This is a genomic window from Mesorhizobium sp. M5C.F.Ca.IN.020.29.1.1, assembly GCF_003997375.1.
Lineage (GTDB): Bacteria > Pseudomonadota > Alphaproteobacteria > Rhizobiales > Rhizobiaceae > Mesorhizobium > Mesorhizobium wenxiniae.
Genome location: NZ_RZSW01000145.1, coordinates 1 through 12,028 on the forward strand (window position 1 = coordinate 1; position 12,028 = coordinate 12,028).

Consider the following 12,028-nt stretch of genomic DNA (forward strand, 5'->3'; position numbering starts at 1 on the left):
GTCCGGATCGTCTTCCAGCGACGGGACCACCCCGCCGATCTTCGCCGGCAGGTCTCCCACCACATCGTCCGGCAGCCTGCGGATGCCCGAGCGGCCGGCCAGGAGGCGCGACCAGGACGCTTCGACATCGGCAGCAAGGGGCGTGACCGCTCCCATGCCCGTAACAACGATCCGTCGCATCTATTCTCCTGTCGATTTGGCTGCGCCGCCAGCGCTGCTCATGCCGCTCAAGCGCCGGCTGCTTCACGAACCTGTTCGGTCGCCGCGTCCAGAAAGGCTTGGGCGAGGTGCGGGTCATTGACGACGCGCGATAGCGTCAGCGCACCGACCATCGTCGAGAGAATGGCCATGGCCTTTCCATCGGACTCCTCACCATTGGCCTCGGCAATGAAACGGCCGAGGATTTCGAGATGCTCCCTGATCCCGGCTTCGAACGACGCTTTCACGTCGCTGCCCTGTCTGGCGGCATCCGAACCGAGCGCGACAATCGGGCAGCCGTCCATCTTTTCTCCGCGATGGTCCATACTGAGGTAGAACGCGATCACCGCGCCAAGCGGATTCTCGGATTTTGCCGCAGTCGCGGCCGACCACCGGAGTGTGGCGCTCTTCATCGCCCGCCTGGACGCCTGCGCCGCCAGATCGTCCTTGGACGCGAACTGCTTGTAAAACGCGCCCTGGGTCAGCCCCGCAGCCTCCATCAGGTCCTTAAGGCCGATGCCGTCAAACCCGCGCTCCCGAAAAAGCCGGCTTGCCACATTGATCACGGTTTCGCGGTTTTCCGCAGCCTGAATGCGACTCACGCGCATGGTCGACCTCCTAAATTAGCTTGCGATCGACATCTATAGCAGATATAGAGTGCGAACGCAATCCAATTTAGCTGCGCACGGTGCCGACGATCAAGTTTGGAGGAGAGGTCAAATGCTCTACAGTTATTTTGTCGAGAAATCGATCCGGCAAAGCTTCGATCACGTCAACAAACATCGCTGGGATGAGGCGGTGAAAGCACTCGTGCCGCATGTTCATCATCGCGTATCCGGCGCCCACGCGCTTGGTGGTGAGCGGCACGACAAAGAAGCCGTGCGCCGCTGGTTTGAGCGCCTCGGCCGCGTCCTCCCCAATCTCCATCTCACGGTCAACCACATCTGGGTGAAGGGCTGGCCGTGGCGTACCACCGTGTTCGCCCAGTGGGACGGCACCGCAACGCTGCTCAACGGCGACGCCTCGTACGTCAACCGTGGTCTCCACGTGTTCACGCTGCGGTGGGGCAGAGTTTATGCACTTGAGGAATTTTACGATTCACAGGCAGCGGCCCGCGCTCTTGCCGCCCAAGCGGCAACTGGCCTCGAAGAAGCTGTCGCCGAACAAATCGTGGGCTAAGCGCGGTCAGAGGCCCACCGCGTGGGTGACCGCGGGTGCGCTGGCCCGTGGCCCGTCATCGCCTGGCCGGCTATCGCCTCAGATCGGCAAATAAGTATTTCGCCACCAGCGATGCCTCCCGACCCTCGATCATCAGAATCGACCCGCTGAACTCGCGTGGACGGCACCTGTGTGGCGCGCTATGTGCTCGACGGTGACGCCGCGGGGGCGCTCGGTCATTGCCTCGATCCGTGCTGTTCATCGTCCGCAGACGACCCCATCTGCACGCCCTCGGCCGCTGCTTTTAGGAACCGCTTTCGACAGCCGCTCGTCGTTGACGGCCCGCGAGAGGAGCACCGCACCGACCATCGTCGAGAGAATGGCCATCGCAGCCTGCGACTCACACGCATCACCAATTTTCTTTTTTAGATTGCACTCGTAATCTATCTCCTATAGAGTTCAAACGAAATCTAAAAAAGGAGATACGAGATGATCCGCAGAACCCTGAGCGCGTCGATTTTGGCCGCGCTGTTTCTCGCCACCCCGGCGATTGCCGAGGAAGCCACCATAGGAAGCCCGATCGAAGGCGGCAGCCTGCACGAGGGACACCTTGACATGGTCGCTTATTACGTCCCGGTCGACGGCGACCTCCTGGAGGTCACCGCCACATTCGCGCCGAAGATCGGGGGCGATCCGCAGCGCGTCGTCTTGGGCCTCGCCGAGGGGGACTCCGTGGCCTTTTCGATGCCGGGCAACCGGGGCGCCCTCTACGCGTTCTCGAGGTCCGGCGAGGAGGTGACGGTGTCGTCCGAGACCGACGTGCACCTGCGAGCCGACGCCAATGCACTGACCCGTCCTGCAGACGGCAGCCTGCGTGCTGCTGGCCGAGAGCTCGCGTCCGTGGGGCCGATGTAAAGGTCAAACGCAATCTAACTTGAGAGCGACGAGGGCATCGTTTGTCTGAAGGGGTTTGTCCTGGGGCCGCGCGCCCTAACTCGCGCGACCTCTAGTGTTCGGTTCTTCGTGCGGATAGAGCTTGCCGAACAGGGGCAGGTACATCGCGCCTTTGCGCATCAGGAAGTCGTGGAACGTCGCCATGGCAGGCGAGATCGCGTGATCGCTGCGCATCACCGAAAACCATTGCCGGCGGATCGGCATGCCGACAACGTCGAGGATGACCAGCCGGCCGGCTTCGGTTTCGGCGGCGATGGTGTGGGCAGAGATGAAGGCAATGCCGAGCCCGGCCATCACCGCCTGCTTGATCGTTTCGTTCGAGTCCATCTCGACGCCGAGATCGTCGATGCGGCCGGGCACGTCGCTCAGGAATATCTCCAGCGAGATGCGGGTGCCGGAGCCGGGCTCGCGAATGAGGAAATGCTCCTCGGCGATCCGCTCCTTGGATATCTCGCGTGCCGAGGCCAGCGGGTGGTCGGGCGGCGCGATGATGACCAGCGGGTGATCGCCGAAGACCGAGGCACGGACCGGGACTTCCTTCGCCGGGCGTCCCATCAGCGCAATGTCGATGTCGTGGTTCTTCAGACTGTCGATCGTTTCGGCGCGGTTGCCGATGGCAAGCCGCATGTCGATGTCGGGATGCTCCTTCATGAAGCCGGCCATGAGCCGCGGCGCGAAATATTTGGCGGTGGAAACGACGCCCAGCCTCAAGCTGCCGATGCGCACGCCCTTGATCGCATCCATCCTGTCTTCGAGCAGGCGAAGCCGCTCTTCGATCGCCTGCGCCGTCTCGACGAAGGCCAGACCTGCGGCAGTGGGACGCATACCGTCCGACGTCCGGTCGAACAAGGCCAGTTGGAACTCCTCCTCGACTTGCCGCAACTGGATCGTCAGCGCTGGAGGAGACAGGCCTAACGCCTTGGCCGCGCTGACGATTTTTCCGTGGCTGATGATTGCCTGAACTGTCTTGAATTGCTTGAGCGTGAGGTTTCTCATGCGACATACTAAATTTTTTTTAGTACAGAAGTAAAGTTATTGAATTTTACTTATCCGGTGGTGTTTGTTCTCATTCCCCTGTCCGGCCGTCCCGAGGAGAGGCGGCTGGATCGGGAGGTTACGATGCCAGCGGCAACGCTCGATGCTTTTCTGAATTCCTATCTCGGCCCGCCGGACGAGCTGCGCTCCGCGGTGGTGGCGACTGTCCGCCAGCTGACGCAGGCCGCTACCAATATCCGCAACACCATCAATCAAGGGGTGCTCGGCACCGCCTTTGCCGGGACCCGCGGCGCCAATGCCGATGGCGACATCCAGAAGGATCTCGACATCTTCGCCGACGACATCTTCCTCAACGCCATGCGCCACGCTCCGGTCGCGCTCTACGCCTCCGAGGAACTGGAGCAGCCGGTCCTGCTCGACAGGCAAGCGCCTCTCGCCATCGCCATCGACCCGCTCGACGGCTCCTCCAACATCGACACCAACGTGTCGATCGGAACGATCTTCTCGCTCCTCCCTGCAACTGGCGCGCCGGACGAAAATCCGGCCGCCTCTTTTTTGCAGGCAGGCGTGAACCAGCTGGGTGCCGGTTTCTTCATCTACGGGCCGCAGCTGGCACTGGTTCTGTCGCTCGGCAGCGGTACGCATGTCTTCGTCCTCTCGACCAGGCTCGGCACCTTCGTCCAGGCCTACGAGAGCCGGATCATCCCGCAGCGCACCCAGGAGTTCGCCATCAACGCCGCCAACTACCGGCATTGGGACGAGGCAGTGCGGCTCTACATCGACGACTGCCTCGAAGGCACCGAAGGCCCACGAGAGAAGGAGTTCAACATGCGCTGGATCGCCTCCCTGGTCGCCGACTGCTATCGCATATTGATGCGCGGCGGCGTATTCCTGTATCCAGGCGACAAGCGCAAGGGTTATCGCCAGGGACGGCTGCGCCTCGTCTACGAGGCCAACCCGATCGCCTATCTCATCGAACAGGCGGCCGGTGCCGCTACCGATACGATCTCCCGCATCCTCGAAATCGAACCCGAGAGCCTGCACCAGCGCGTCCCCGTGGTGTTCGGATCGGCGCGGGAAGTCGCGCGCATCACCCGCTATCACACCGAGCCCAGCGCCATCGGCGAGCGTGCGCCGCTGTTCAGCCGCCGCGGCCTGTTCAGGGCTTGAGCATCATGTCGGCAAAGCACCCCATCATCACCATCACCGGGTCGTCGGGCGCAGGCACCACCTCGGTCAAGCGCATCTTCGATCTGATCTTCCGGCGCGAGAATATCGAGGCCGCCTTCATCGAGGGCGACGCTTTCCATCGCTACGACCGTGCCACGATGAAGGTGAAGGTGGCCGAGGAGGAGAAGGCAGGCAATCCGAACTTCACCCACTTCAATGCCGCGGCCAACGAACTCGGAATCCTCGAAGAGGTGTTTGAGGAATATGGCCGCCGGGGAACCGGAAAGACCCGCACCTACATCCATGACGAAGACGAGGAGAAGCAGTACGGCACGCCGCCGGGACAATTTACCGAATGGCGCGAATTCCCGCCGAGCGATCTGCTCTTCTACGAGGGCCTGCATGGCTGCGTCGTCACCGACAAGATCAACCTGGCCAGGCACGCTGACCTCAAGATCGGCGTGGTGCCGGTCATAAATCTCGAATGGATCCAGAAGATCCATCGCGACCGGGCAACGCGCGGCTATTCCACCGAGGCGGTGATGGACGTGATCCTGCGCCGCATGCCGGACTATGTCCGCTACATCGTCCCGCAGTTCTCGCAGACCGCCATCAACTTCCAGCGCGTGCCGATCGTCGACACGTCCAACCCATTCATCGCGCGCTGGATTCCGACGCCCGACGAATCGATGCTGGTGATCCGCTTCGCCAACCCCCGCGGCATCGATTTCCCCTACCTGCTTTCGATGATCCACGACTCGTTCATGTCGCGGCCGAATTCCATAGTGGTGCCAGGCAACAAGCTCGACCTTGCCATGCAGCTGATCCTGACGCCGCTCATCCTGCAATTGATCGAACGCAAGAACCGTGTGTCGTGAGGAGGACGCCATGAACAGCCAAGCAGCAGCATTGAAGCCCGTCGCAGCCGTCTCGGAGCGCGACATGGCGAATGCCATTCGGGCACTGGCGATGGACAGCGTCCAAAAGGCCAATTCCGGTCATCCTGGCATGCCGATGGGCATGGCCGATGTCGCGACGGTACTATTCAGCCGCTTCATCAATATCGATCCGTCGGCGCCCAACTGGCCCGATCGCGACCGCTTCGTGCTTTCGGCCGGGCACGGCTCGATGCTGCAATACGCGCTGCATTTCCTGCTCGGCTACGACGACATGCGGATCGAGGAACTGCAGCGGTTTCGTCAGCTGGGCAGCCGTACCGCCGGACATCCGGAATATGGCCATGCGCTTGGCATCGAGACGACCACCGGTCCGCTTGGACAAGGCATCTCGACCGCCGTCGGCATGGCACTGGCCGAACGCATGCTTGCTGCCCGCCACGGCGCCGATCTCGTCGACCATTTCACCTATGTGATCGCCGGCGACGGCTGCCTGCAGGAAGGCATCAGCCATGAGGCGATCGACCTTGCCGGTCACCTGAAGCTCTCCCGGCTGATTGTCTTTTGGGACGACAATGCGATCTCGATCGACGGACCGACTTCGCTGTCGACATCGATGGACCAGCCGGCACGGTTCAAAGCCGCCGGATGGCATGTCCAATCGGTGGACGGCCACGATATGGGGGCCGTCGCTGCGGCAATCGAAGCAGCACAGCAATCGGATCGACCATCTCTGATCGCCTGCCGCACGATGATCGGCAAGGGCGCGCCCAATCTGGGCGGCTCGGAAAAGACACATGGCGCACCGCTGGGCGATGCAGAGATCGCCGCGACGCGCGAAAACATCGGCTGGGCCTACGCGCCGTTCGAGGTGCCGGACGACATCCTGTTCGCCTGGCGCGAGATTGCCGAGCGCGGGCAAGCGGCGCGGCACGCCTGGGAGCAGCGGCTTGCCGCCTCGCCTCAGCGCCAGGCCCTCGAGAGCGCGGTCGCCGGCAACCTGCCCGACACAGTCTTCGAAGCGCTCGGCGCTTTCCGCAAGGAGCATGTCGAGAAGGCGACCAAGGTTGCAACGCGAAAAGCCTCCGAAATGGCGCTCGGCGCAATCAACGCCGCGACCGACCTGACAGTCGGCGGCTCCGCAGATCTGACGCATTCGAACCTGACGATCACCAAGGGCATGGATCGCATAGCGCCGGATGACTATGCCGGCCGTTACATTCACTACGGCATCCGTGAGCACGGCATGGCCGCGGCCATGAACGGGATCGCGCTGCATGGCGGCTTCGTGCCTTATGGCGGCACGTTCCTGTGTTTCGCCGACTATGCGCGCGGCGCGATGCGGCTCTCAGCGCTCATGGGCCAGCGCATTATCTATGTGATGACGCATGATTCCATCGGGCTCGGCGAGGACGGCCCGACCCACCAGCCGGTCGAGCACCTGGCGATGCTACGGGCGACGCCGAACCTCAACGTCTTCCGGCCGGCCGACATCATCGAAACGGCGGAGTGCTGGGAACTGGCGCTGAAGAGCAAGAACCGGCCGAGCGTGCTGGTGCTCTCGCGCCAGAACCTGCCGATGCTGCGCCAAGCACACAGCGAGGAGGCACACAGCGACGAGCCACACAGCGACGAGAACCGGTCGAGCCAGGGCGCCTACACCCTGCGCGAGCCAGCCGAGCACCGCGCCGTGACGCTGATCGCCACCGGCTCGGAGGTCGAGATTGCCGTTGCCGCCGCCGAACGGCTGGAAACCGAACACCGCATCGCCGCCGCGGTCGTCTCGATGCCATGCTGGGAGCTCTTCGAGGAACAGGATGCGGACTACCGCAAGGCCGTCCTCGGCTCGGCGCCGCGCATTGCCATCGAAGCCGCGGCGCGGCTCGGCTGGGATCGCTGGATCGGCGACACCGGCGCTTTCGTCGGCATGGCCGGTTTCGGCGCCAGCGCCCCTGCCCCGGATCTCTACCGGCATTTCGACATCACGCCCGAAGCCGTCGCCGCAGCGACGCTGAAGCTCATCATCTAGGAGGACCCGATAATGGCCCGCATCACCCTTCGCCAGCTTCTCGACTATGCCGCCGAGCACGGCTATGGCGTGCCCGCATTCAACATCAACAACATGGAACAGGGCCTCGCCATTATGGAGGCGGCCAAGGCCTGCGACGCGCCGGTCATTATCCAGGCGTCGCGCGGCGCCCGCTCCTATGCCAACGACATCATGCTGGCCAAGATGATGGAGGCGTTGACCGAAATGCATCCGGCCATTCCGCTATGCATCCATCAGGATCACGGCAACAACGAAGCCACCTGCCTTTCGGCGATCCGCCACGGCTTCACCTCGGTGATGATGGACGGGTCATTGATGGCGGACGCCAAGACGCCGGCGAGCTACGATTACAACGTCGCCATCACCGAACGTGTCGCACGCATGGCGCATTGGGTCGGCGCTTCCGTCGAAGGCGAGCTCGGCGTGCTCGGCTCGCTGGAAACCGGCCAGGGCGAGGCCGAGGATGGCCATGGCGCCGAAGGTGCGCTTTCCCACGACCAGCTTTTGACCGATCCCGATCAGGCGGTCGACTTTGTCACCGCCACCCAGGTCGACGCGCTGGCGATCGCCTGCGGCACTTCGCATGGCGCCTACAAATTCAGCCGCAAGCCGGACGGCGGCATCCTGGCCATGCAGGTGATCGAGGCGATCCACGAAAAGCTGCCCAACACGCATCTGGTCATGCATGGTTCTTCCTCGGTGCCGCAGGAACTACAGGACATCATCAACAAATATGGCGGCGAGATGCCCCAGACCTTTGGCGTTCCGGTCGAAGAGATCGAGCGCGGCATCCGCTACGGCGTGCGCAAGGTCAACATCGACACCGATTGCCGCATGGCCATGGCCGGGCAGTTCCGCCGCATCGCTACGGAGGACCCGCGCGAATTCGATCCGCGCAAATTCCTGAAACCCGCCGTGGACGCCTTGCGCGATCTTTGCCGCGATCGCTTCGAACGCTTCGGCACAGCGGGCCACGCCTCGAAGATCAGGGTTATCGCCATGGACGAGATGGCCAAACGTTACGCCGCGGGAAAGCTCGACCCGCAAATCGCAACCGCGAAAGCCGCCTGAGCGGCAAACAGGAGACCTGTTATGAACAAGATCGACATGCCGTCAGCAGGCACCCTCAAGGAAGGCAAGGAACGCTACAAGTCGGGCGTCATACCCTACAAGAAGATGGGCTACTGGGAGCCGGACTACCGGCCCAAGGAAACCGACCTGATCGCCATGTTTCGGATCACGCCGCAGCCCGGCGTCGACCACGAGGAGGCCGCCGCCGCCATCGCTGGTGAATCCTCTACTGCGACATGGACCGTGGTGTGGACCGACAGGCTGACCGCCTGCGAGCTCTACCGCGCCAAAGCGTTCAGATCCGAGCCGGTGCCGAACACAGGTCCCGGCACCAAGACCGAGCAGCAGTACTTCGCCTACATCGCCTACGACCTCGACCTGTTCGAGCCGGGCTCAATCGCCAACCTGACTGCATCGATCATCGGCAACGTGTTCGGCTTCAAGGCAGTCAAGGCCTTGCGGCTCGAGGACATGCGCATCCCGGTGGCTTACCTCAAAACCTTCCAGGGCCCGGCGACCGGCATCGTGGTGGAACGCGAGCGGCTCGACAAGTTCGGCCGGCCGCTGCTCGGCGCGACGACGAAGCCGAAGCTTGGCCTGTCAGGCCGCAACTACGGCCGCGTCGTCTACGAGGCGCTGAAGGGTGGCCTCGACTTCGTCAAGGACGACGAGAACATCAACTCGCAGCCCTTCATGCACTGGCGCGACCGCTTCCTCTACTGCATGGAGGCTGTGAACAAGGCCTCGGCCGCTACCGGCGAAGTCAAGGGCCATTATCTCAACGTCACCGCCGGCACGATGGAGGAGATGTACGAGCGCGCCGAATTCGCAAAACAGCTTGGCTCCTGCATCATCATGATCGACCTCGTCATTGGCTACACGGCGATCCAGTCGATGGCCAAATGGGCACGCCGCAACGACATGATCCTGCACCTGCACCGCGCCGGCAACTCGACCTATTCGCGCCAGAAGAACCACGGCATGAATTTTCGCGTCATCTGCAAATGGATGCGGATGGCCGGCGTCGATCACATCCATGCCGGCACCGTGGTCGGCAAGCTGGAAGGCGACCCGCTGATGATCAAGGGTTTTTATGACACGCTGCGCGAGGAGCGCACGCCGCAGAACCTCGAAACCGGGCTGTTCTTCGATCAGGAGTGGGCCTCGCTCAACAAGGTGATGCCCGTTGCCTCGGGCGGCATCCATGCCGGCCAGATGCACCAGCTGATCCATTATCTCGGCGAGGACGTCATCCTGCAGTTCGGCGGCGGCACGATCGGCCATCCGGACGGCATCCAGGCCGGCGCGACGGCCAATCGCGTCGCGTTGGAGGCGATGATCCTCGCCCGCAACGAGGGCCGCGATTATCTGCGCGAAGGGACCAAAATCCTCGAGCAGGCGGCCAGATGGTGCACGCCGCTGAAGGCGGCCCTGGAGACCTGGAAGGACGTCACCTTCAACTACGAATCGACCGACACGGCCGACTTCGTGCCAACCGCAACGCCCAGCTTCTAGACGAAAGGAACCGTCGCCATGATGACCAATCCGGGAAACAAGGTCACGCAGGGACAGTTTTCATTCCTGCCCGACCTGACCGATGAGCAGATTTCGGCGCAGATCAAATACGCGCTGAAAAACCACTGGGCGGTCAGCGTCGAGTACACGGACGATCCGCATCCGCGAAACACCTATTGGGAAATGTACGGCAACCCGATGTTCGACCTGAAGGACCCGGCGGGCATCCTGCTTGAAGTCAACAGCTGCCGGAAAGCCATGCCCAACATGTATGTCAGGGTCACCGCCTTCGATTCGACCAAGGGCTGGGAAGCGCCACGCATGTCGTTCATCGTCAACCGGCCGCCCAACGAACCCGGGTTCCGGCTGCTGCGCCAGGAGCGCGACGGCCGCAGCCAGGGTTATTCGATCGTGCCTTACGCGACCGACAGGCCCGAAGGCGAGCGGAGCTAGCCGAAACCATGCTGGATGCGATAGCAAAGGGCGCTGCCGCGCAGGACGAAGCGGTTGATCTGCAGGCCGAGTTCGAGGCGTCTAACATCGACGAGGTGATGGACAAGCTCGACCGCGAACTCGTTGGCCTGAAGCCCATCAAGACCCGCATCCGCGAGATCGCGGCGCTGCTCCTGGTCGACCGGCTTCGCCGCAAGTTCGGCCTGACCTCGGGCGCGCCGACGCTGCACATGAACTTTACGGGAAATCCCGGCACCGGAAAGACCACCGTGGCGCTCAGGATGGCCGAAATCCTGCATCGTCTTGGCTATGTCCGCGAAGGCCACATGGTCGCGGTGACGCGAGACGATCTCGTCGGCCAGTATGTCGGCCACACCGCGCCCAAAACCCGCGAAGTGATCAAGCGCGCCATGGGCGGGGTGCTTTTCATCGACGAGGCCTACTATCTCTACAAGCCCGAGAACGAACGCGACTACGGCCAGGAATCGATCGAAATCCTTCTGCAATGCATGGAAAACAACCGTGACGACCTGGTCGTGATTCTTGCCGGTTACAAGAACAAGATGGACCGCTTCTTCGACAGCAATCCCGGCATGCGCTCGCGCATCGCCCACCACCTAGATTTTCCCGACTACGGCGTCAGCGAACTCAAATCGATCGCCGAGATCATGCTGGCGGAACAGAATTACCGTCTCAGCGAGGCGGCGGCCAAGGCGCTCGAAGAGTATCTCCCGATACGCATGCGGCTGCCGCATTTCTCCAACGCCCGCTCGGTCCGCAATGGGCTCGACCGGGCGCGGCTTCGCCAGGCCAACCGGCTTTTCGCGTCGCGCGACCGGGCGTTGACGAAAACCGATCTTATCACCATTGAAGAATCCGATATTCGCGGCAGCCGCGTGTTCGCGGAAGGTAAGCTCGAAGGCGAACCGGAGACGAAGGCGCGCTGACAAGATGACGCCAGTTGGTGTGCAGCGACCGGAAACGGTAGACAGAATGGGAGCCGACGACCATGGGTACTAAGACAATCATCGCGCCCTCGGTGCTTTCTGCGGATTTCTCGCGGCTCGGCGACGAGGTCGAAACGGTCGTCCGGGCGGGTGCCGACTGGATCCATCTCGACGTGATGGACGGCCATTTCGTGCCCAACATCACCTTCGGCCCGCCGGTGATCAAGGCGATCCGCGACCGAACGGACAAGATCTTCGACTGCCATCTGATGATCGCGCCGGCAGATGCATATCTCGCCGCCTTCGCCGATGCGGGCTGCGACATCATCACGGTGCATGCCGAGGCCGGGCCGCATCTCGATCGTTCGCTGCAGGCGATCAGGAATCTTGGCAAGAAGGCCGGCGTATCGCTGAACCCGTCGACGCCGGAAAGTGTCATCGAATATGTGCTCGACCGGCTCGATCTGGTGCTTCTGATGACAGTCAATCCGGGTTTCGGCGGCCAGGCTTTCATTCCGGCGGTCGTCGACAAGGTCAGGCGGATCAAGGCACTGATCGGCAACCGCCCGATCGACATCGAGATCGACGGCGGCGTCACGCCCGAAACCGCGCCCCTGGTC

13 protein-coding genes are annotated in these 12,028 nt (G+C 62.6%); 10 read left to right on the top strand and 3 right to left on the bottom strand.

The features are described from left to right. Together EOA85_RS14055 and EOA85_RS14060 are read right to left on the bottom strand one after the other, a co-directional pair. Window positions 1-180, bottom strand: a 180-nt coding sequence (locus tag EOA85_RS14055) for a beta-ketoacyl synthase N-terminal-like domain-containing protein (RefSeq protein WP_281033732.1), incomplete at its 3' end; no start/stop codon positions are given. A 47-nt stretch (window positions 181-227) separates the two neighbouring features. Beyond that, window positions 228-806 (bottom strand): TetR/AcrR family transcriptional regulator, encoded by a 579-nt coding sequence (locus EOA85_RS14060; protein WP_127209838.1) that lies wholly within the window; start codon window positions 804-806, stop codon window positions 228-230. Between the two features lie 112 nt (window positions 807-918). Between EOA85_RS14060 and EOA85_RS14065 the strand changes: the two genes are divergently transcribed. Continuing rightward, window positions 919-1,377: a nuclear transport factor 2 family protein gene (locus EOA85_RS14065; RefSeq protein WP_127209839.1), complete on the top strand. Its 459-nt coding sequence runs from the start codon at window positions 919-921 to the stop codon at window positions 1,375-1,377. A gap of 468 nt (window positions 1,378-1,845) precedes the next feature. Continuing rightward, window positions 1,846-2,271, top strand: coding sequence for a hypothetical protein (locus EOA85_RS14075; RefSeq protein ID WP_164759648.1), 426 nt, complete (start codon window positions 1,846-1,848; stop codon window positions 2,269-2,271). 75 nt (window positions 2,272-2,346) lie between these two features. On the opposite strand, the gene EOA85_RS14080 is transcribed toward EOA85_RS14075, so the two are convergent. Then, window positions 2,347-3,306 carry a LysR family transcriptional regulator gene (locus EOA85_RS14080; RefSeq protein WP_127209840.1) on the bottom strand — a complete coding sequence of 320 codons (960 nt, stop codon included), beginning with the start codon at window positions 3,304-3,306 and terminating at the stop codon, window positions 2,347-2,349. 123 nt (window positions 3,307-3,429) lie between these two features. Here EOA85_RS14080 and EOA85_RS14085 point away from each other — a divergent pair, with 123 nt between their 5' ends. The 8 genes from EOA85_RS14085 to rpe all read left to right on the top strand — a co-directional run. Continuing rightward, window positions 3,430-4,476, top strand: a complete 1,047-nt coding sequence (locus EOA85_RS14085; RefSeq protein ID WP_127209841.1) for a class 1 fructose-bisphosphatase — start codon at window positions 3,430-3,432, stop codon at window positions 4,474-4,476. 5 nt (window positions 4,477-4,481) lie between these two features. Further along, the gene (locus EOA85_RS14090) at window positions 4,482-5,354 is read left to right on the top strand and encodes a phosphoribulokinase (protein ID WP_065010922.1); all 873 of its coding nucleotides are present in this window, start codon (window positions 4,482-4,484) and stop codon (window positions 5,352-5,354) included. Between the two features lie 10 nt (window positions 5,355-5,364). Next, window positions 5,365-7,401 (top strand): transketolase, encoded by a 2,037-nt coding sequence (gene tkt / locus EOA85_RS14095; RefSeq protein ID WP_127209842.1) that lies wholly within the window; start codon window positions 5,365-5,367, stop codon window positions 7,399-7,401. A 12-nt stretch (window positions 7,402-7,413) separates the two neighbouring features. Continuing rightward, window positions 7,414-8,493, top strand: coding sequence for a class II fructose-bisphosphate aldolase (fba, locus tag EOA85_RS14100; protein ID WP_127209843.1), 1,080 nt, complete (start codon window positions 7,414-7,416; stop codon window positions 8,491-8,493). A 36-nt stretch (window positions 8,494-8,529) separates the two neighbouring features. Continuing rightward, window positions 8,530-10,008, top strand: a complete 1,479-nt coding sequence (locus tag EOA85_RS14105; protein WP_164759649.1) for a ribulose-bisphosphate carboxylase large subunit — start codon at window positions 8,530-8,532, stop codon at window positions 10,006-10,008. 18 nt (window positions 10,009-10,026) lie between these two features. Beyond that, complete coding sequence (locus EOA85_RS14110; protein ID WP_065010919.1) at window positions 10,027-10,461, top strand: ribulose bisphosphate carboxylase small subunit; 435 nt, start codon at window positions 10,027-10,029, stop codon at window positions 10,459-10,461. 8 nt (window positions 10,462-10,469) lie between these two features. Beyond that, window positions 10,470-11,408 carry a CbbX protein gene (gene cbbX, locus EOA85_RS14115; RefSeq protein WP_127209845.1) on the top strand — a complete coding sequence of 313 codons (939 nt, stop codon included), beginning with the start codon at window positions 10,470-10,472 and terminating at the stop codon, window positions 11,406-11,408. A 62-nt stretch (window positions 11,409-11,470) separates the two neighbouring features. Then, window positions 11,471-12,028 (top strand): ribulose-phosphate 3-epimerase (rpe, locus tag EOA85_RS14120; protein WP_127209846.1); only part of this gene is annotated, 558 nt, incomplete at its 3' end.

Coding starts and splice junctions, on each gene's coding strand:
- EOA85_RS14060 (WP_127209838.1), bottom strand. CDS start 806: ATGCGCGTGAGTCGCATTCAGGCTGCGGAAAACCGCGAAACCGTGATC.
- EOA85_RS14065 (WP_127209839.1), top strand. CDS start 919: ATGCTCTACAGTTATTTTGTCGAGAAATCGATCCGGCAAAGCTTCGAT.
- EOA85_RS14075 (WP_164759648.1), top strand. CDS start 1,846: ATGATCCGCAGAACCCTGAGCGCGTCGATTTTGGCCGCGCTGTTTCTC.
- EOA85_RS14080 (WP_127209840.1), bottom strand. CDS start 3,306: ATGAGAAACCTCACGCTCAAGCAATTCAAGACAGTTCAGGCAATCATC.
- EOA85_RS14085 (WP_127209841.1), top strand. CDS start 3,430: ATGCCAGCGGCAACGCTCGATGCTTTTCTGAATTCCTATCTCGGCCCG.
- EOA85_RS14090 (WP_065010922.1), top strand. CDS start 4,482: ATGTCGGCAAAGCACCCCATCATCACCATCACCGGGTCGTCGGGCGCA.
- tkt (WP_127209842.1), top strand. CDS start 5,365: ATGAACAGCCAAGCAGCAGCATTGAAGCCCGTCGCAGCCGTCTCGGAG.
- fba (WP_127209843.1), top strand. CDS start 7,414: ATGGCCCGCATCACCCTTCGCCAGCTTCTCGACTATGCCGCCGAGCAC.
- EOA85_RS14105 (WP_164759649.1), top strand. CDS start 8,530: ATGCCGTCAGCAGGCACCCTCAAGGAAGGCAAGGAACGCTACAAGTCG.
- EOA85_RS14110 (WP_065010919.1), top strand. CDS start 10,027: ATGATGACCAATCCGGGAAACAAGGTCACGCAGGGACAGTTTTCATTC.
- cbbX (WP_127209845.1), top strand. CDS start 10,470: ATGCTGGATGCGATAGCAAAGGGCGCTGCCGCGCAGGACGAAGCGGTT.